Here is an 18,891-nt window from a genome sequence, read left to right as displayed (position 1 = left end):
ACGTAGATCCTGAAAATGAAGAAGGCCGCTTCCGCGGCCTTCTTCTTTCATGCATCGCGGTTACCGCGCTGCGCTCGCCACCCGCAACACCTTTGGGGTGACAAAGACCAGCAACTCGGCCTTTTCCTTGCTGCGCCCACGCTTCTTGAACAGATTACCCAGAAACGGAATATCGCCCAGGAAAGGTACCTTCGACACGCTTTCACGATCAGTGAATTCGTAGACACCACCGATCACAACCGTCTCGCCATCACCCACCAACACTGCCGTATTGACTTCCCGACGGTTGATTTCCGGCACGGTGCCGTACTGCGGCAGATCGATAAAACGCGCAACCTCATCCTTCTTGACATTCATGTTGAGGAATACGCGATTGTCATTCGTGATTGTCGGCGTGACTTTCAGTTCAAGCAGAACTTCCTTGAACTGCACATTGGCCTGCGACCCACCGCCCGCGACGCCCGCACCGCTGATGGTCACATAGCCGATTTCGCGACCCTGCTTGATCACGCCCTCACGCTGGTTGGCGGTCACGATACGTGGATTTGAAACGACTTCGCCGCGACCTTCTTCCTGCATCGCAGACAACTCGATATCCAGGTTGAAGTGCGAGCCCAACAGGGTGTAAGCGAGACCTGCTGCCCCGCTGTTCGTGAAGCCACCAGCTCCAAGATCAAGGTTCAGACCAGACGGAAACAAATGCGCCGGCAGCGTCGTCTGCGTGCCGCCATTGGCGCGCTCCAGCGCAGCTTGCGCAGAGGTGTTGAGGTAGTTGACGTTACTTTCCAGAGAGCCACTCAAGATACCCCGACCCGTCGCACCGGTTACGCCGAATCGTGCACCAAGGTCACGCGCAAACGTATCGGTCGCAATCACGATACGGCTTTCGATCAATACCTGGTCCACCGGGCGATCGATATGCGAGATCAACTCGCGCATCTGCGCGACCTTCTTCGGGATATCGCTGATCATCAAGGTATTGGTGCGCTCGTCCGCCACCAGGCGACCGCGCGGCGAGAGGAAACCGTTGTCCTGCTGACCGGCGCCACCTTGTCCGCCCTGACCGCCACCACCACCGCCGCCGCCAATGCCCTTGGCCTCGGTCAGCGCTTTGAAGATCACCGCCGCATTGTGGTAATTGATCTGCACGTAATCGGTGATCAGGTCCTCGCGATTCTCGATCGCGATGCGTGCATCTTCCTTGTCCTGCTCGAACTTGGCCAATTCCGGCTGCGGAGCGACCCACACCACGCCGCCGTCGCGGCGCTTGTCCAGGCCCTTGGCGCGCAGCACGATGTCCAGCGCCTGGTCCCACGGTACGTTCATCAGGCGCAGGGTCACATTGCCCTGCACGGTGTCGGAGGCCACGATGTTGAGGTTGGATTCTTCGGCGATCAGCTGCAGCACGGTGCGTACCGGCACGTCCTGGAAGTTGAACGTCACCGGGCGGCCGCTATAGCCACGCGCGGCGATCTGCGCGGCAGCCTGGGTCACCGCCGCCGGGCTCACACCGCCCACGGCCGGCTGGCCCTTGCGCGGGGTGATCTCGACCACGTATTCGTTACCGGTCTGGTAGGCCAGCGAATCGAATGCCCCCTTGGTCGACAGCACCAGCTGCGAGCCGGAGCCTGACGGCTTGACCTCCACGCGCTGCACCGGCGTGGCGAAGTCGGTGACGTTGAGCGGGCGCTGCAACTCCGGCGGCAACTTGGCGTTGCTGATGTCCACCAGCACGTTGTCGCCCTGGGTCCGCAGGTCCGGGCTGGCGCCCTGGCCGTCGAACTTCAGGATCAACCGGCCTGCGCCGTCGTCGCCACGTTTGAAGTCGATCTTGGACACCGCCAGGCTCGCCGGAGCGGTCTTGGCCGGATCCTGCGCAGGCGAAGTCAGCGCGGCAGCCGCGAACGAGCTGCCACTGGCCAGCGCCAGCGCGAACCCCAACGCGCAGGCCTGGAGCATCGCGTGGCGTCGAACCGGACGCAGCCGCTGGGCATTGGAAAACGTCATCGTGCTATCCCCTATCACTTTATTGATCATCCAATGCGAGTGCGGCCGGCCGTTCAAGCCATCCACCCGCACCGTCCGGCACAAGTTCAATCAGCTCGATGCGGTCTTCGTAGACCCCGGTCACCCGGCCATCGCTCTGTCCCAGATACACACCCGGTCGCACCCGGTAGGTCACCTTGTCGGGCGCCATGACCAGTGCGATCAGACCCGACCCACCCCCGATGGTCCCCACCATGTCGAGAGCGTCGAGCGGGAAAGCTTCCAACGGCTCCTTGCGCCGGTTCGGATCCGGTCGGGTGCCATTGCCGCCTTCCGCGCTGACCCAGGCATCGCTGAACGGGTCGCGCATCGTCTGCGCTGCGTATTCGAACGTCTCGAACTGCTGCATCACCGGCAACGGCTCCAGCGGCGGCGCAGGACGCGCACGCACTTCGGCCACCCAGGCTTCCAGATTCGGTGCGTCGCCCGGGGTACTGGTAATGCCGCGGCTACAGGCCGGCAATACTGCAATTAGCGCCACGCAGGACAGGATCTTGAGCAATTTCATGGTCATTGGCCGCCCTTCTTCGCAGCGTCGGCCGCCGCCTTCTCCTGCTCGGCCATTTCCTCATCGTCCAGATAACGATAGGTCTTGACCGTGCCGGACAGTTCCAGCGCGCCGCGTGGCGTGATGCCGGCCTTGGCGTCCTTGGGCTTGAGGTTGATGTCGTGCATGGTCAGGATCACCACGCGCGGCAGCGAGGCCACACCGCTGACGAAGGCGCCGAACTGGTGGTAACTGCCCACCATGCGCAGGGCGATCGGCTTTTCGGCGTAGAACTCCTTCGGTGACTCAGGGCCCGGCTGGAACAGCTCGTTGGACAGGCCGCTGGACAACGCGGTCTGCGAGATGTCGATGATCAGATCCGGCATTTCGGTCTTGCTGGGCAGCTGGCGCAACATCTGCTGCAGCACCTGTTCCATCTGCGCGAGCTGCTGCTTGAGCGGCTCCAGATTGACCGCACGGCCCTGCTGGGTTTCGAACTCGGTGCGCAGCTGGGTTTCGGTGCCTTCCAGCCCTTCCAGTTCGTCGCGCTTGCCGCTGATCAGCAGGAACCAGGCCAGGACCATGATGAACAAGCCCACGACCACGCAGAACACGATGCGTGCCTGCTGCGGCCAGCCGCCGATGTTGTTGAAATCCAGATCGCTGAGCTTGAATGATTTCTTACTCATGACGCCGCCCCCTCCTGCGGCCGAGTGGCTTGCGCCGGTGCCGCTTGTGCGGGTGCAGGCGGAGCAGCAGGTGCCGGTGCGGCTGGCGCCGGTGTGGCCGGCGTAGCAGCAGGTGCCGGCGCCGTGCCCGCAGGCGCCGCGCCCGGTGCTGCCGGTGCCTGCCCGTCAACCGGCGCAGTGCCGTTCTTGTCGGCCTCGTTCGGGTTGGCCAGCTTGACCTTCAGCGTGAACACATACGGCAAAGTCTTGCTGTCCATCGCCGAAGAGGCAGGCTGACCAGCGGCCTTGTCCTGGCTCTTGGCTTCGATGATCGACAGGTCCGGATTGGTCATCCAGCCCGAGCTTTCCAGGTTGCGCATGTACGCACTGACGCGCGCATTGGATTGCGAGCGGCCTTCCAGGGTCAGGATGTCGCCGTCCTGCTTGATGTTGGTCAGCGCCACGCCATCGGGAATGGTGCGCACCAGCGAATCGAACAGGTGCACCATCTGCGAGCGATTGGCCTGCAGTTCCTCGATGACCTTCTTGCGGGCCAGCAGGCGGTCCTTCTTCTTGTCGAGTTCCTTGATCTCTTCGTTCTGCGCCTTGACCTTTTCGATCTCGGTGGTCAGAAACGCATTGCGCTCGGTCTGGCCGCTGATCTGCGCGTCGTAGTAGAACCAGATCAAGGCCGACAACAACACGCCGCCCAACGCGGCGAAGCCCAGCATCGAATAGAACTCACGCTCGCGCGCCTTCCGGCGCTCGGCGCGCCAGGGCAGTAGGTTGATTCTTGCCATCAGTCAAAGCTCCTCAGGGCCAGGCCGGTGGCGATCATCAGGGCAGGCGCATCCAGCGCCAGTGCGTGGGCCTGGACCTTCGGACCCAGCGTCATCTGTGCGAGCGGGTTGGCCACCACGGTGGTCACGCCCAGCTGTTCCTCGACCATTTCCGGCAACCGCGCCAACGCGGCGCAACCGCCGGCCAGCACGATGCAGTCCACACGATTGAATTCGCTGCCGGCGTAGAAGAACTGCAACAGGCGGCTGATCTGCTGCACCGTCGCCTCCTTGAACGGCTCCAGCACTTCGACCTCGTAGCTCTCCGGCAACCCACCCTGACGCTTGGCCAGGCCGGCCTCTTCGTAGGTCAGGCCATAGCGGCGCATCACTTCGTCGGTCAGCTGCTTGCCACCAAACACCTGCTCGCGGCTATATAGGCTACGGCCGGAGCGCAGCACGCTCAGCGTGGTCATGGTGGCGCCGATGTCCACCAGCGCGACCACCGCATCGGCGGCCACCGGCAGTTCGCTGGCGACCAGGGCAAAGGCGTTTTCGACCGCGAAGGCCTCCACGTCCATCACCTTGGCGGTCAGACCACCCAGCTCCAGCGCAGACTGGCGCAGCTCCACGTTCTCCGAGCGCGAGGCGGCCAGCAGCACCTGGACCATGTCCGGGCTATTGGGCATCGGGCCGAGCACCTCGAAATCGAGATTCACTTCCTCGATCGGGTACGGAATGTAATTGGTGGCTTCCAGTTCGACCTGGGCCTCCAGATCGCTGTCGTCCAGGTCGGCCGGCATCGGGATCAGCTTGGTGATCACCGCCGACCCAGCCACGGCAGCCGCCGCGTTCTTGGCCTTGCTGCCGGAACGGTTGATAGCGCGACGAATGGCTTCGCCCACCGCCTCCACTTCGACGATGTTCTTTTCCACCACCGCGTTCGGCGGCAACGGTTCCACCGCGTAGTGCTCCACGCGAAAACGATTCCCGCTGCGCGACAGCTGCAAGAGCTTGACCGCAGTGGAACTAATGTCGACACCAATCAGTGGCGACTGACTCTTGGGTAGAAGCCCCACGGTAACTCCCCTGCCGATGGGCACTTGGACGCACTCTGCGCCCTCGTATTAATAATCAAATTTTAACAGTTGACAAGCCCTTCACGCGCAAGGCAATGACCCCGCGACCGTGACCCCAGTGCTGTCTTCTGCGATCCCCAGAGTTCGGCCCCAGCCAAACTCGGCGTCATCTATACTCTGTGACCAAGAAATCTGCAATCGGAATCTCTCTTACATGCCCCGTATTCGCCGTTGGCTGGGCTGGATCCTGGCCACGCTCGTTGTGCTCGCACTGCTTGGCGCTATTGCTGCCGGCGGCCTGTATTACGCCATTTCCTCGAAGTTGCCGGACGTACAGTCGCTCAAGCAGGTCGAACTGCAGGAGCCGATGTACGTCTATTCCAGCGACGGCCGCCTGATGGCGGTCTATGGCGAGACCCGGCGCTACCCGATCCAGATGAAGGAGGTGCCGCTGCGCCTGAAGCAGGCCTTCCTGGCGACCGAGGACGCGCGCTTCTACGAACATGGGGGCGTGGACTACAAGGGCATTGGCCGCGCGGTGTGGCTGCTGGCCACCACCGATGCCAAGCGGGTGCCGGGCGGCTCCACCATCACCCAGCAGGTGGCGCGGCAGTTCTTCCTGAGCTCCGAGTACAGCTACACCCGCAAGCTGGCCGAGATCCTGCTGGCGCGCAAGATCGAAAGCGAGCTGAGCAAGGACGAGATCTTCGAGCTGTATCTCAACAAGAGCTTCTTCGGCAATCGCGCCTATGGCGTCGGTGCCGCCGCCGAGTACTACTACGGCAAGAAGCTGGGCGAGCTGAGCCTGGACGAGATGGCCTCGCTGGCCGGCATCCCCAAGTTCCCGTCCAGTGGCAACCCGATCAGCAACCCCGAGCGCGCGCGCGAACGCCGCGACTACTACGTGCTGCAGCGCATGGCCGACCTGGGCTTCGTCAGCCAGACGGAGGCCGATGCTGCCAAGGCCGTGCCGATGCATGCCAAGCCGCACGAGCCGCCGGTGGAGGTGTACGCCCCGTACGTGGCCGAGCTGGTGCGCCAGGAGATGATCGCCAAGTACGGCGGCGACGTACTCAACAAGGGCTACCACGTCACCACCACCATCGATGCGACCCTGCAGACCGGCGCCGACGCGGCGGTTGCCGAAGGCCTGCGGCTGTACGACCACCGCCATGGCTGGCACGGCGTGGAGCAGCATTTCGATGTTGCCGCCGATGCGGATGCCGCGGCACTGGCCAAGCATCTGTCGGGCGTGTTCACCCAGGGCGGCCTGCGCGCGGTGATCGTGGCGCGCACCAACGCCGATGGTGGGGTGACCGTCGTGCAGCACGACAAGACCGAACTCACCCTGCCCGCCTCTGCCAGCCGCTGGACCAGCAAAACCCCGGCCAAGTTGCTGACCCGCGGCGATCTGACCCGCATCCGTGCTGGCGAAAAAGACGGCGAGTGGATCATCGACCAACTGCCGCGCGGCCAGGCGGCGCTGGTGTCGCTGGATGCCAACAGCGGCGCGCTGCGCGCGTTGGTCGGCGGTTTCAGCTTTGCCGGCAACAAATTCAATCGCGCCACCCAGGCACGCCGCCAGCCGGGCTCCAGCTTCAAGCCGTTCGTGTATGCCGCCGCCTTCGAAAAAGGCTTCAACCCGGCCTCGATCGTGCTGGATGCGCCAGTAGTGTTCCGCGACCGTCGCGGCAAGACCTGGTCGCCGCAGAACGATGGCGGCGGCTTCCGCGGTCCGATGCGGCTGCGCGAGGCGCTGGTGCAATCGCGCAACCTGGTGTCGGTGCGCCTGCTGGATGCGATCGGCGTCGATTTCGCACGCAAATACATCAGCCAGTTCGGGTTCCAGGAGGCCGAGTTGCCGCCCAACCTGTCGATGTCGCTGGGCACCGCGTCGCTGACGCCGCTGTCGGTGGCACGCGGCTACGCGGTGTTCGCCAATGGTGGCTCGCGCGTGGACACCTGGATCGTGGATGAGGTCAAGGACCGCGACGGCAAGGTCATCTTCAAGGAAGTACCGGCCGTCGCCTGCCGCACCTGCGCCACGCAGGGCGGTACCGCCGCACCGGTCAGCCAAGTGGTGGATGGCTTCAACTTCGGCGCGCAGGCGCCGGCTGCGCCGCCCGCCCCGGCCGCCAACGCCGCCCCGGCAGCGGCGGAAACTGCGCCGGTGGCGACGACGGAGACCAAGATCGCCCCGCGCGCCATCGACGAGCGCACCGCCTACCAGTTGGTTTCGATGATGCGCGACGTGGTCCAGCGCGGCACCGGCACCGCTGCCAAGGTGCTGGGCCGTGAGGACGTGGGCGGCAAGACCGGCTCGACCAATGACCACCGTGACGCCTGGTTCTCCGGCTTCGGCGGTCCGTATGCCACCACCGTTTGGGTCGGCCGCGACGACTTCCGCTCGCTGGGCTACCGCGAGTACGGCGGCAAGGCGGCCTTGCCGATCTGGATCGACTACATGCGCGTGGCACTGAAGGACAAGCCGATCGCCGCCAATGATCCGCCAGATGGCATGACCCAGGCCACGATCAATGGCGCGGTCGAGTGGGTGAAGAACGAGGATCTGGATCGCCTGCAGGATTACGATTACGGCCTGCAGGAACAGCAGGACGAGAAGGCGTTCGATATTTTTTGAGGGCCGGGATTCGGGATTCGGGATTCGGGATTCGGGATTCGGGACTGGGGATTCGGGACTGGGGATTCGGGACTGGGGATTCGGAACAGCGGGGCTGCTCCGGTTCCCCTTTTTTCTTTGAGGGGTGAGGTAGGTGCAGCAACGCGGCCCGGCAGCTGCCGCTTGCGGCTGATACCTGATGGAGCCAGATCGAAGGTAAGACACGATTCGTCCTCGACATGACGCGACGCATTCGCCATGTCTTCATGTGGCTGTTGTAGAGTCGAACCCAGGTTCATCTGGGGAGCCCGGTCATGCACCACGCACGCCAACACGCCGATACGCGCACCCGGGAGCGCCGTCATCGGCTCGCCCACGAGGCGGCCAGATTGATGGCCGAGGGCGGCATCCGCGATTTTCATCAGGCCAAGCTCAAGGCGGCCAGCCGGCTCGGCATCCACGACGACGCCTCGCTGCCGCGCAATCGCGAGATCGAAGAAGCGCTACGCGAATATCAGCGCCTGTTCGTCGGGCCCGACCACGCAACGCGGTTGCGCCAACGTCGCGAAGCGGCCTTGCGCGCGTTGGAATTTCTGAGTCCGTTCCAGCCACGACTGGCCGGCCCGGTGCTGGACGGCACGGCCGATGCCAATGCACCGGTGCACTTGCAACTGCATAGCGACGATCCGGACGCGGTACAGCGGTTTCTGGAAGAACACCGCATCCCTGCCGAGGCGCGCACCCGTCGTCTGCGGCTGGACCGCGAGCGCAACGGCGACTTCCCGGTGTGGCTGTTCAGTGCCGAGGAGCTGACCTTCGACCTGACGGTGCTGCCCTACGACGCGCTGCGCCAGGCGCCGCTATCGCAGCTGGACGAGAAGCCGATGCCACGCGCCTCGGCCGCACAACTGCGGCAGTTGCTCGCAGAGCTGCCACCCGCCCACGAATCCACATCATCTCTTGCAACGCGGTAACTGCACAATTGCAGGCGCAGCGCGACCGCCCATGCGCCGGCAACCATGCCGGGCGTGCAGACAACGCCTTGCCTGCCGGCCTGAGCGGGCAACCACGCGCGGGCCTGCCAAGCAGGCCTTGACGCCACTCCCCCCTGCGGTGGAATCATGGCGGCTCAGTCCACCCAGAGAATCAAGGCGCCTGCATGAAATACGATACCGTCATTGTTTCGCAGGAAAGTCTTGATAGCGCGAGCCCGTACGCACTGGTCCAGTCAAACATTGACGTGGTCAATGCCCTGGTGGGCAACTACATGCGGGAAGATGAAATCTCCGAAAATGCCTTGTGCAGCTACTACGTCGATTTTTATCTGGCACAGGTCAACAATGGCGGCTTTGCGCAGTTCCTGTTGAATTCCAACCCTAGCTCCAAGGTCATGCAATTTGTCGCGCGCGGCCTGGAGGCGATGCACGCCCCAAGGCACGCAGCTTTGTACGCCGAAAACTACGCCGACTTCATTCGCCTTGAAGAGCAGGACCTGGAAATCTTCATGCAGGACCCGTATGGCGAGGGTAGCTCCGTGCGCAGCGCTTTAACTCAGCGCGACAACGCCTTCTACGATCTGGAGCGCGAGGAAAACCTGATCGAGCTGAATTCGACATGGCTGCGCCATCACCCACGGTTACTTGCATTGCCACCGGATCGTTTGAACCAGGAAATAGAACGTCTTGCCAGCACTGTTTCCCCCGCAGAACGCCAGGCGCGGATCGATCTGGCGCGCACGTACCAACCGCGCTATATGAAGTTGATCGATCGCCTGTGCGAGGAAAGCGGACACACACTGGACCGTATTACCGCCGGCGACCCTAGCCACAGGTACAACGGCAACCAGGTGCTCGCCTGGCATTTCCTCACCAATCGCGGGCACTTCTACATGCTCGACCTGGATGGGGTTGCATCCATGTACGATGCCGCCGACCAGGCATTGGTTGCCATGATCCAGGCACCGGCCGAGCTCTAGGACAGCCAGACGATCGCGCTCACTTGAAGGCGGGATCGGCCCAGGCCCCAAGGTTCGCAGGTCGCATTGGCTTGATGCAGCCTTCCACACCCAGCTGACGGCCGCCTGGCATGGGCTGTCAGCCGTCACCGACAAGCACACCTCTTCCGGCAAGCGCCCCAGGCAACAACGAAAACGCCCCGCAGTGCGGGGCGTTCGTTTACGCAGACGATCTTGAGCCGATCAACGCTTGGCGCTGTCGGTGTAGTCGCGCTTGTCGTAACCGGTGTAGATCTGGCGCGGACGGCCGATCTTCATTTCCGGGTCGACCTGCTGCTCCAGCCAATGCGACACCCAGCCGGCGGTGCGCGCGATGGCGAACATCACGGTGAACATTTCCACCGGGATATTCAGCGCCTTGTAGATCAGGCCCGAGTAGAAGTCCACGTTCGGGTACAGCTTGCGCTGCACGAAGTAGTCGTCCTTCAACGCGGCTTCTTCCAGCTTCAGCGCCACTTCCAGCAACGGGTCGTTGACACCCAGCTCGCCCAGCACCTTGTGGGTCATCTCGCGGATGATCTTGGCGCGCGGGTCGAAGTTCTTGTAGACGCGGTGACCGAAGCCCATCAGGCGGAACGAGGAGTTCTTGTCCTTGGCCTTGGCCACGGCCGACTCGACGTTATCGGCAGTGCCGATTTCTTCGAGCATCTTCAGCACCGCTTCGTTGGCGCCGCCGTGTGCCGGGCCCCACAGCGCGGTGATGCCCGCTGCGACCGATGCGTACGGGTTGGCGCCAGTCGAACCGACCAGACGCACGGTCGAGGTCGAGGCATTCTGCTCGTGATCGGCGTGCAGGATGAACAGCAGATCCAGTGCCTTGGCGACAACCGGGTTGATCTCCAGCGGCTCGCTGGGCACTTCGAACATCATGTGCAGGAAGCGGTCGACGTAGTTCAGGTTGTTGCGCGGATAGCGGATCGGCCAGCCGATCGAATAACGGTACGCGGCAGCGGCCAGGGTCGGCACCTTGGCGATCAGGCGGATGGCGGCCTGACGGCGCTGCTCCGGATCGTTGAGGTCCAGGGTGTCGTGGTAGAACGCCGACAGCGATGCGACCGAACCGGCCAGCATGGCCATCGGGTGCGCGTCGTGGCGGAAACCGCCGAGGAAGTTCTTCAGCGACTCGTGCATCATCGTGTGATGCGTGACTTCGTGGTCGAACTTCTTGAATTCGTCCGCTGTCGGCAGTTCGCCGTTCATCAGCAGGTACGACACTTCCAGGAAGCTGGACTTCTCGGCCAGCTGCTCGATCGGGTAACCGCGGTACAGCAACACGCCGTTGTCGCCATCGATGTAGGTGATGGCCGACTTGCAGCTGGCGGTGGCGGTGAAGCCCGAGTCGTAGGTGAACAGACCGGTTTCTTTGGTCAGCTTGGAAATATCGACGCAGTCATTGCCCAAGGTGGGCTTGAGAACCGGCAGAACGACCGACTTGTCGCCGGCGTTGAGCGTGACCTGATCAAGATCGGACACTGTGTACGCTCCTTCAGTGGAAGGCGCCTGATCCCACATGGGCAGGCACGTGATGGAAGTCCAAGGCATCGCCTCGGATCACGTCATTATCGCACAGCAGCATTTTGGCCGTCGCTTGGACAGAAGTCGTAGATGCGCAGCGCAGGGGTGCGCAGGCGAAGCGGCACAGCCCCAAAAAGACAACGGCCGCGCAATGCGCGGCCGCTGCCGGTACAGCCCGTCCTGCAAGTTCAGCGCGCGTAGCGCTTCTGGAACTTGTCGATACGGCCGCCGGTGTCGATCACCTTGTGCTTGCCGGTATAGAACGGGTGCGACGCGGAGGAGATTTCCACCTTGATCAGCGGATATTCCTGGCCGTCTTCCCACTTCACGGTCTCTTTCGAGCCCATGGTGGAACGGGTCAGGATCTTGAAATCGGAGGTCACGTCGTGAAAGACGACGTCTTTGTAGTTGGGATGCACGTTATCTTTCATGGACTTGGCGCCGGGCTGCCTGGATAAGCCGGGTATTATAGCGGCCTGCAGGCTCCCGGCGCAAGATCGCCCTAGCCCGCCGCCAGGGCTGCCCCGACCAGTCCGTAAAACCGCTGGCGGTCATACTCCAGCAACAGGTTGCAATTGTCGGGCGCGCCGCCCTGCCGGTTCCAGTCCACCAGGGTCATGCCGCGGGTGTGGGTGCCGGACAGTTCGATATGCACCGGGCGCTGCTCCAGGCGCTGCGCGCCGTCCGGATGCAGCGCGAACGCCATCGCCAGGGCATCGGCGGCGTACCAGTACTCGCCGCGGCTGTCTTCGGACCACAGGCGGGTCTTGCGCGAGATTTCCTCGTAGAAGCGGGCGCGGGCGCTATCGGCGGCCAGCCATTGCTCCACGTCCCGGTGCAGCAGGCCGTGCGCGATGGTGGCTTCCCAGTCGGCCACATCGAAGTGCGGGAAGCTGCGAAACACGATATGCGCGGCCTCCGGGTCGAAGCCGATGTTGAATTCAGCCGCCGGGGTGATGTTGCCGTGCCCGGTCAGCGCCCCGCCCATCACCACCAGCCGCGCCACGCGCTGCGGCAGGGTCGGGTCCAGGGTCAACGCCAGGGCGAGATTGGTCAGCGGGCCCAGTGCCACCAGCAATAGCTCGCCGGCGTACGCGTGCGACAGGCGCAGGATGGCCAATGCGGCGTGCTCGCTTTCGGCAGTGCGCTTGGCCGGCGCCAGACCGACGTCGCCAAAGCCATCAATGCCGTGCACATGCGCCGCGTCCACCGAGGGGTGCAGCAGCGGCTGCGGGCAGCCGGCGTACACCGGCACATCCGCGCGACCGGCGATCTCGCAGACCTTCAAGGCGTTGCGCACGGTGTGCTCCAGGCCCACGTTGCCGGCGGCGATGGTCAGACCGACCACCTCATGGCGAGTGTCGTTGAAGGCCATCAGCAACGCCAGCGCGTCATCCACGCCCGGGTCGGTATCGATCAGCAGCGGTATTTTTTTTGTCATGGGAGTCGGGATTGGGCATTCGGGATTCGTTGCAGCATCTTCGCAAGGATCGGCCGGTCACGCGAACGCCCGGGAAGTACACCGAAGCAGCAGCCCTTGCTTTTACGATTCCCGATTCCCGATTCCCGATTCCCGATTCCCGCCACTCACGCGGCGGCATACCGCACCGCGCCACCGATCCAGCGCGCCACCACGCGGTCGGCGATCTCCGGCGCCTCGGCCAGCAGCCGCTCGGCCAGGACCTGCACGCGCGGCAGCAGGCCGGCGTCACGGGCCAGGTCGGCGATGCGGAAACTGGCCAGGCCGGTCTGGCGGGTACCCAGCAGTTCGCCAGGACCGCGCAGCTCCAGGTCCTTTTCGGCGATCACGAAACCATCGTTGGTCTGGCGCATGGTTTCCAGGCGCTGGCGCGCCATCAGCGACAACGGCCCCTGGTACAGCAGTACGCAACTGGACGCCGCGGCGCCGCGGCCGACCCGGCCGCGCAGCTGATGCAACTGGGCCAGGCCCAGGCGCTCGGCGTTCTCGATGATCATCAACGACGCATTGGGCACGTCCACGCCGACTTCGATCACGGTTGTGGCCACCAGCAGGTCGGTGCGGCCCTGCTTGAAGTCCAGCATGGCCTGCTGTTTCTCGGCCGGCTTCATGCGCCCGTGCACCAGGGCGACGCGCACGCCGGGCAGCTGCGCCGACAGGGCCTCATAGGTGACCTGCGCGGCCTGCGCCTCGATGCGTGGCGGCCCGCTCGGCGCGCCCTTCTCCGGCTCCTCGCTTTCTTCGATCAACGTGCACACCCAGTAGGCCTGACGGCCTTCGGCACACGCGGCGCGGATGCGTTCGACCAACTCCGGGCGCCGCTCGGCGCTCAGGACGATGGTCTGCACCGGAGTGCGGCCAGGCGGCAGCTCGTCGATGGCCGAGACGTCCAGATCCGCATACGTGGACATCGCCAGCGTGCGCGGGATCGGGGTGGCGGTCATCACCAGCTGGTGCGGCACGCTGCCGGCGGCCGCACCCTTGTCACGCAGCGCCAGGCGCTGGTGCACGCCGAAGCGGTGCTGCTCGTCGATGATGGCCAGCGCCAGATCGTGGAAGACCACCGCGTCCTGCATCAAGGCGTGCGTGCCGACCACCACCTGGGCCTGGCCGGAGGCGACCTCGGCCATGGCCGCGGCGCGCGCCTTGCCGGTGACCTTGCCGGCCAACCAGACGATGCGAATGCCCAGCGGCTCCAGCCAACCGCGCAGGTTGCTCAGGTGTTGCTCGGCCAGCAGTTCGGTGGGCGCGGCCAGGGCCACCTGCTTGCCCTGCTCCACCGCCAGCATCGCCGCCATGGCAGCCACCACGGTCTTGCCGCTGCCGACATCGCCCTGCACCAGCCGCAGCATCGGCGAGGCTTGTGCGAGGTCGTGCGCGATCTGCTCGAAGACGCGCTGCTGCGCGCCGGTAAGCTGGAACGGCAATGCGTTGCGCAGTTGCTGCACCAGGCGGCCGCCGCGCAATTGCGGGGCACGGAAGCGCTGCAGGGCGATGCGCTGGCGGCGCAGGCTGAGTTGATGCGCCAAGAGTTCTTCCAGCGCCAGACGCTGCTGGGCCGGATGCCCGCCGGCGAGCAGCTGCTGGGGATCGGTGCCGACCGGCGGGCGATGCATGGTCAGCAAGGCCGCATGCAGCGAGGGCAGCTGCTGGTCCTGCAGCCAATGCGGCGGCAGCAATTCCAATGCAGCCTCCGGTGGCAACCGCTCCAGCGCCTGGCCGATGAGCTTGCGTAATGTGGCCGGGCCAACGCCTTCGAGCACCGGATAGACCGGATCCAGGCTATCGCCCAAGCCGGCATCCTCGCCCGGCGCGAGCACCCGGTAGCTGGGATGCACGATCTCCCAGCCGTGCTGGCCGGGCTTGGGCGTGCCGAACACCCGCACGCGCGTGCCGACGGCGAACTGCGCCACCTGGGCAGCGCGAAAATGGAAGAAGCGCAGCACCACGCTGCCGTGCGAATCATCCGAGACCGCCACGCGCAACACCGGGCGGAAGCGGAAGCCGCGTTCCACTGCATCCACCCGGCCTTCGATCTGCGCGGGTACGCCGCCCTGCAACTGGGCAATGGTGGTCAGGCGGGTGCGGTCTTCATACCGCAGCGGCAGGTGCAGCCACAGATCCTGCACGCTCACGATGCCGCGCGCGGCAAACTTCTCGGCCACCTTGGGGCCGACGCCGGGCAGGCTGGACAGCGCGACCTGGCCGGCGACAGCCAGGCTTGGCGTTGCGATGGGTGCGCGCGGCACGACGGATCGGGACCGATCAGCCGGGCGGGATCAGTCGAGCACCATCACCGCATCGACTTCGAAGCCGGCGCCCTTGGGCAGGCCGGAGACCTCGATGGTGGAGCGGGCCGGGAACGGGGCCTGGAAATACTCCTGCATCACCGCGTTGACGGCGGCGAACTGGCCCAGGTCGGTCAGGTACAGGCCCAGCCGTACGATCTTGTCCAGCGAGCCGCCGGCCGCTTCGGCCACTGCCTTGAGGTTATCGAACGCGCGACGCGCCTGTGCACCGATGTCGCCGGGCACGATCTCGCCGGTGGCCGGGTCCAGCGGAATCTGGCCGGAAAAATACACGGTGTTGCCGGCGCGCACGGCCTGGGAATACGGACCGATGGCGGCAGGCGCCTGATCGGTATGGATGATCTGGGACATGGGAACTCCGTCAACACTGAAAACGAACGCGCATTGTATCGGCGCATGCCGTTGACGGGCGAATGGGGACTGCGCGGTGACGGCGCGCGGTCGGGGGATAGCCGAGCAGTGGCACGTTGCTCGATGGGTTGAGCCTCTTGCGGTGGTGGTGGTTACTGCTCGCTTTCGCCTTCGCGCGATGATTTTGATGAGGCTGTACATGCGCAGTTGGGCGGTGCGTGATGTGGCATATGAGGCTGCGCACGTACCCTCATCCGCCCCTTCGGGGCACCTTCTATCGACGGGAGAAGGAACAGCGAGCCCCTCTCCCTTCGGGGCGAGAAGGCACAGCTTGTGCGTCACGGGCGTGCGTGCCTTGGAGCGCCCGCGCCGCGAGCGGGGGCCGGGGCGCGGAGCGGGGGTTGGGGTGAGGGTCCGGGCGAAGCCACGCCAGTTAACGTTGCGCCATGTGCGGCAAGCACTGCGTCGCCGCGATGCACGGATGCGGTATACGGCGCGCAGTCGTCACGACGCGGTAGTGCTCACGATGCCGAGAACGCGCAGCCCCTCGCCACCCACACCGGCGCAGAAGATCGATCACACCTGCGCGACAGCGCGACAGCTCACTGAGTGTCGCAGGGTGCCGCCGCGCCACCACCAGGAATCCGGCACCCCGCAGGACTAGGTAATCGGCGCCGGGTTGAACAAGGCCAGATCGTTGTGCAGGCGATGCTGCTCGGTCCAGGTGCGTTGGCCGCTGGCCACGTCCAGATAGCGCTGGAACAACTCCCAGCCCAATTGCTCCAGCGTCTTGGCGCCGGTGGCCACGCCGCCGGCGTCGATGTCCATCAGGTCGGACCAGCGCTGCGCCAGCTCGCTGCGGGTGGCGACCTTGATCACCGGCACCATGCCCAGGCCGTACGGCGTTCCGCGGCCGGTGGTGAACACGTGCAGGTTCATGCCGGCAGCAACCTGCAACGTGCCGCACACGAAATCGCTGGCCGGGGTGGCGCAGTACTGCAGGCCGCGTCCCTTGACGCGCTCGCCGGGTGGCACCACGCCGTTGATCGCCGAGGAGCCGGACTTGGCGATCGAGCCCATGGCCTTCTCCACGATGTTGGCCAGCCCGCCCTTCTTGTTGCCGGGAGTGGTGTTGGCACTGCGATCGGCCTGCCCACGCGCCAGATAGGCGTCATACCAGGCCATCTCGCGTACCAGCGCCCTGGCCACCTCGGCAGTGGCCGCGCGTGGCACCAGCAGATGGATGCCGTCGCGCACTTCGGTGTTTTCCGAGAACATCACCGTGGCGCCGGCACGCACCAGCAGGTCGGCGGCCACGCCCAGGCCCGGGTTGGCGGTGACGCCGGAAAACGCGTCGCTGCCGCCGCATTGCATGCCCACCACCAGTTCGCTGGCAGGCACGGTCTCGCGGCGGCGCAGGTCCAGATGGCGCAGGCGCTCTTCGGCCATGGTCATGATCGAGCCCACCATGTCGGCAAAACCCAGGCTGGCTTCCTGCAGGCGATACACGCCGCTGTCGTCGTCGCTGGCGTCGTCGGGCAACAGGCGCTCCGGCGCAAGCTTCTCGCAGCCCAGGCCCACGATCAGCGCCTGCCCGCCGAAGTTGGGGCTGCGCGCGATATTGCGCAGCGTGCGGATGGGAATGATGGCCTCCGGCGCGGTGATCGCCACGCCGCAGCCGTAGACGTGATTGACCGCCACCACATCGTCGACATTGGGATACTTGGGCAGCAGTTCGGTGCGGATGCGCTCCACCGCGTGGCCGAGCACGCCGACCACGCACTGCACGCTGGTCATGATGCCCAGGATGTTGCGTGTGCCGACACTGCCATCGCGGTTGCGGTACCCCTGGAAGGTGTAACCCTCTAGCGGCTCGGGCTTTGGCGCCGGGTGCAGCGCCAGATCCAGCGTGGCCAGTTCGGGGGCCTCGGGCATCGCCAGCAGCTGCTCGCTGACCCAGGCGCCGCGTGCGATCGCGGCATTGGCGGTGCCGATCACCGCGCCCAGGCGGATCACCGGCGCGCCGGCGGGTAACGCCACCAGCGCCATCTTGTGGCCCTGCGGGATGTGCTCGATGGCACTCACCCCATCCGGAAAAGCGGCGCCGGCGGGCGCGCCGCCATCGTTGACGACAATGGCGACGTTGTCGCGCGCATGGGCGCGGATGCTGAGCCAGGGCATGGCGTGCTGGGTTGCGGACATCAGGGGGCTACCTTGCAGAACATGGGGGTGGAATGCGTTAGCGATCGGGGCTGTCGAACTGGCGCCGGTACTGCAGGATCAAGCGGTTTTCATCGACATTGCGCTGGTAGTTGGAGCGAAAGGTGCCGTTGAACCAGATCAGGCTCAGATGCTTGAAGCGCTCGCTCTGGAACTGGTAGGTGGTCAACACGTCGCGCGCCCATTCGCGGCCTTCGCCGGCATAGGTGGCCGGGCGTGCATTGTCGCCGCTGATGTAGCGCGCCATGACGCTGAGGCCGGGAATGCCGATGCTCTTGCCATCGATGCTGTAACGCAGCTGCCAGCTGCGCTCGCCGCGTTCGAGAAAGTCGTTGATGAAGGTCCAGTTGAAGACATTGCCATCGGTGCCGCCCGGCCATGGCATGGCGCTGGGGCCGGACAGCTTCTGATAGCCGACACCGACTTCATGGCCGCCGGTGCGCCAGGACACCATGCTGCTGAACATGCGGTTGTCGATCGGGCCGGCGCGCGACTGACCAGTATCGTCGGTGCGGAAATAGCGCAGATCCACGCGCAGGCGGTCCTTGCCGAACATCTGGGTCTGGATCAGGTTGTAGAGCTGCTGGCGATAGATGTCTTCCATCACCGCGCCCTGATAACGCAACTGGGTGCTCGGGGCCAGCGTATAGGTCGCCGACACCAGATCGAGCGCGTCCGAATCCGGGGTACCGAGAAAGCGGCGGTTCTTGTTGGTCAGGGTGATCGGCACGCGCGAATCGCCGTCGCGATACCAGGCACTGGTGAAGCGGGCGAGCAGCAGATCGAGCTTGGGCACATCCTTGGACTCCAGGGTCACGCCCTGAAATGTCTCCGGCATGATGCGGGTGATGCTGGCGCGCACCAGCGGCTCGTTGGGAATGAAACTGCCCCATTTCAATTCGGTCTGCGAGGCGCGCAGCTTGAGCGTCGGTGCCACCCGCACCAGTGCATGCTGCGCGGTGCCGTCGTCGTTGTTGGGCAGCAGGCCGGTGCCCCCTTCGGCACGCACGCCATCGAGCTTGAAGTCGCCGATGCCCAGCAGGTCCAACCCCGCGCCAACCGGGCCGCGGGTGTAGCCGCTCCTGGCATCGACCACGAAGCCTTGCGCCCATTCGGCCCGCTTGCCCTGCCCGTCGCCACTGCGGAAATCGCGGTTGTAATAGAAATTGAGCGCGGTGACCTCGGCCGTGGCGCCATTCCAGAATCCCTCATCGGGCTGTTGTGCACGCGCACGCCCGGCCGCGCCGACTGCCAGCAGCGCAGCGCCGCTGATTGCCATCATGCTTTTCATTGCTCGGTTCTCCACCTGCGGTGAACTCGCGG

At 64.9% G+C, this 18,891-nt stretch carries 15 protein-coding genes; 3 read left to right on the top strand and 12 right to left on the bottom strand.

Annotation, left to right across the window (positions count from 1 at the left end):
• Positions 1–60: 60 nt before the first annotated feature.
• From A7D17_RS18960 to A7D17_RS18940, 5 genes are read right to left on the bottom strand one after another with little or no spacing between them, the layout of a single operon-like run.
• Positions 61–2,007: a type IV pilus secretin PilQ gene (locus tag A7D17_RS18960; RefSeq protein WP_064510517.1), complete on the bottom strand. Its 1,947-nt coding sequence runs from the start codon at positions 2,005–2,007 to the stop codon at positions 61–63.
• A 19-nt stretch (positions 2,008–2,026) separates the two neighbouring features.
• Positions 2,027–2,560 (bottom strand): pilus assembly protein PilP, encoded by a 534-nt coding sequence (locus A7D17_RS18955; protein WP_064510516.1) that lies wholly within the window; start codon positions 2,558–2,560, stop codon positions 2,027–2,029.
• Positions 2,557–3,222, bottom strand: a complete 666-nt coding sequence (locus A7D17_RS18950) for a type IV pilus inner membrane component PilO (RefSeq protein WP_064510515.1) — start codon at positions 3,220–3,222, stop codon at positions 2,557–2,559. Before A7D17_RS18950 ends, A7D17_RS18955 begins: the two co-directional genes overlap by 4 nt.
• Positions 3,219–4,001, bottom strand: coding sequence for a PilN domain-containing protein (locus A7D17_RS18945; RefSeq protein ID WP_064510514.1), 783 nt, complete (start codon positions 3,999–4,001; stop codon positions 3,219–3,221). Before A7D17_RS18945 ends, A7D17_RS18950 begins: the two co-directional genes overlap by 4 nt.
• Positions 4,001–5,059: a pilus assembly protein PilM gene (locus tag A7D17_RS18940; protein WP_011348458.1), complete on the bottom strand. Its 1,059-nt coding sequence runs from the start codon at positions 5,057–5,059 to the stop codon at positions 4,001–4,003. The genes A7D17_RS18945 and A7D17_RS18940 overlap by 1 nt, the downstream gene beginning before the upstream one ends.
• 214 nt (positions 5,060–5,273) lie before the next feature.
• Between A7D17_RS18940 and A7D17_RS18935 the strand changes: the two genes are divergently transcribed.
• From A7D17_RS18935 to A7D17_RS18925, 3 genes are all read left to right on the top strand, one after another.
• Entirely contained in the window at positions 5,274–7,700 is a 2,427-nt protein-coding gene (locus A7D17_RS18935) for a penicillin-binding protein 1A (protein WP_064510513.1), read from the top strand.
• Positions 7,701–7,993: 293 nt separating this feature from the next.
• Entirely contained in the window at positions 7,994–8,653 is a 660-nt protein-coding gene (locus A7D17_RS18930; RefSeq protein ID WP_064510512.1) for a hypothetical protein, read from the top strand.
• 185 nt (positions 8,654–8,838) lie between these two features.
• Complete coding sequence (locus A7D17_RS18925) at positions 8,839–9,654, top strand: DMP19 family protein (protein WP_064510511.1); 816 nt, start codon at positions 8,839–8,841, stop codon at positions 9,652–9,654.
• A gap of 222 nt (positions 9,655–9,876) precedes the next feature.
• On the opposite strand, the gene A7D17_RS18920 is transcribed toward A7D17_RS18925, so the two are convergent.
• The 7 genes from A7D17_RS18920 to A7D17_RS18890 form a co-directional block, all read right to left on the bottom strand.
• Entirely contained in the window at positions 9,877–11,166 is a 1,290-nt protein-coding gene (locus tag A7D17_RS18920; protein ID WP_039409911.1) for a citrate synthase, read from the bottom strand.
• 230 nt (positions 11,167–11,396) lie between these two features.
• Positions 11,397–11,639, bottom strand: coding sequence for a type B 50S ribosomal protein L31 (locus A7D17_RS18915; protein ID WP_010364531.1), 243 nt, complete (start codon positions 11,637–11,639; stop codon positions 11,397–11,399).
• 71 nt (positions 11,640–11,710) lie between these two features.
• Positions 11,711–12,649, bottom strand: a complete 939-nt coding sequence (locus A7D17_RS18910) for a nucleoside hydrolase (RefSeq protein WP_064510510.1) — start codon at positions 12,647–12,649, stop codon at positions 11,711–11,713.
• 146 nt (positions 12,650–12,795) lie between these two features.
• Positions 12,796–14,937 carry an ATP-dependent DNA helicase RecG gene (gene recG / locus A7D17_RS18905; protein WP_064510509.1) on the bottom strand — a complete coding sequence of 714 codons (2,142 nt, stop codon included), beginning with the start codon at positions 14,935–14,937 and terminating at the stop codon, positions 12,796–12,798.
• Positions 14,938–14,967: 30 nt separating this feature from the next.
• Positions 14,968–15,348 carry a RidA family protein gene (locus tag A7D17_RS18900; RefSeq protein ID WP_011038342.1) on the bottom strand — a complete coding sequence of 127 codons (381 nt, stop codon included), beginning with the start codon at positions 15,346–15,348 and terminating at the stop codon, positions 14,968–14,970.
• 660 nt (positions 15,349–16,008) lie between these two features.
• Entirely contained in the window at positions 16,009–17,550 is a 1,542-nt protein-coding gene (garD, locus tag A7D17_RS18895) for a galactarate dehydratase (RefSeq protein ID WP_064510508.1), read from the bottom strand.
• Between the two features lie 37 nt (positions 17,551–17,587).
• Positions 17,588–18,859 carry an OprD family porin gene (locus A7D17_RS18890; protein ID WP_064510507.1) on the bottom strand — a complete coding sequence of 424 codons (1,272 nt, stop codon included), beginning with the start codon at positions 18,857–18,859 and terminating at the stop codon, positions 17,588–17,590.
• Positions 18,860–18,891: the final 32 nt, after the last annotated feature.

It is taken from the genome of Xanthomonas floridensis (assembly GCF_001642575.1).
Lineage (GTDB): Bacteria > Pseudomonadota > Gammaproteobacteria > Xanthomonadales > Xanthomonadaceae > Xanthomonas > Xanthomonas floridensis.
This window is presented reverse-complemented; position numbering and strand designations above follow the sequence as displayed.

Coding starts and splice junctions, on each gene's coding strand:
- A7D17_RS18925 (WP_064510511.1), top strand. CDS start 8,839: ATGAAATACGATACCGTCATTGTTTCGCAGGAAAGTCTTGATAGCGCG.
- A7D17_RS18945 (WP_064510514.1), bottom strand. CDS start 4,001: ATGGCAAGAATCAACCTACTGCCCTGGCGCGCCGAGCGCCGGAAGGCG.
- A7D17_RS18890 (WP_064510507.1), bottom strand. CDS start 18,859: ATGAAAAGCATGATGGCAATCAGCGGCGCTGCGCTGCTGGCAGTCGGC.
- A7D17_RS18910 (WP_064510510.1), bottom strand. CDS start 12,649: ATGACAAAAAAAATACCGCTGCTGATCGATACCGACCCGGGCGTGGAT.
- A7D17_RS18930 (WP_064510512.1), top strand. CDS start 7,994: ATGCACCACGCACGCCAACACGCCGATACGCGCACCCGGGAGCGCCGT.
- A7D17_RS18915 (WP_010364531.1), bottom strand. CDS start 11,639: ATGAAAGATAACGTGCATCCCAACTACAAAGACGTCGTCTTTCACGAC.
- A7D17_RS18960 (WP_064510517.1), bottom strand. CDS start 2,007: ATGACGTTTTCCAATGCCCAGCGGCTGCGTCCGGTTCGACGCCACGCG.
- A7D17_RS18935 (WP_064510513.1), top strand. CDS start 5,274: ATGCCCCGTATTCGCCGTTGGCTGGGCTGGATCCTGGCCACGCTCGTT.
- garD (WP_064510508.1), bottom strand. CDS start 17,550: ATGTCCGCAACCCAGCACGCCATGCCCTGGCTCAGCATCCGCGCCCAT.
- A7D17_RS18955 (WP_064510516.1), bottom strand. CDS start 2,560: ATGACCATGAAATTGCTCAAGATCCTGTCCTGCGTGGCGCTAATTGCA.
- A7D17_RS18950 (WP_064510515.1), bottom strand. CDS start 3,222: ATGAGTAAGAAATCATTCAAGCTCAGCGATCTGGATTTCAACAACATC.
- A7D17_RS18900 (WP_011038342.1), bottom strand. CDS start 15,348: ATGTCCCAGATCATCCATACCGATCAGGCGCCTGCCGCCATCGGTCCG.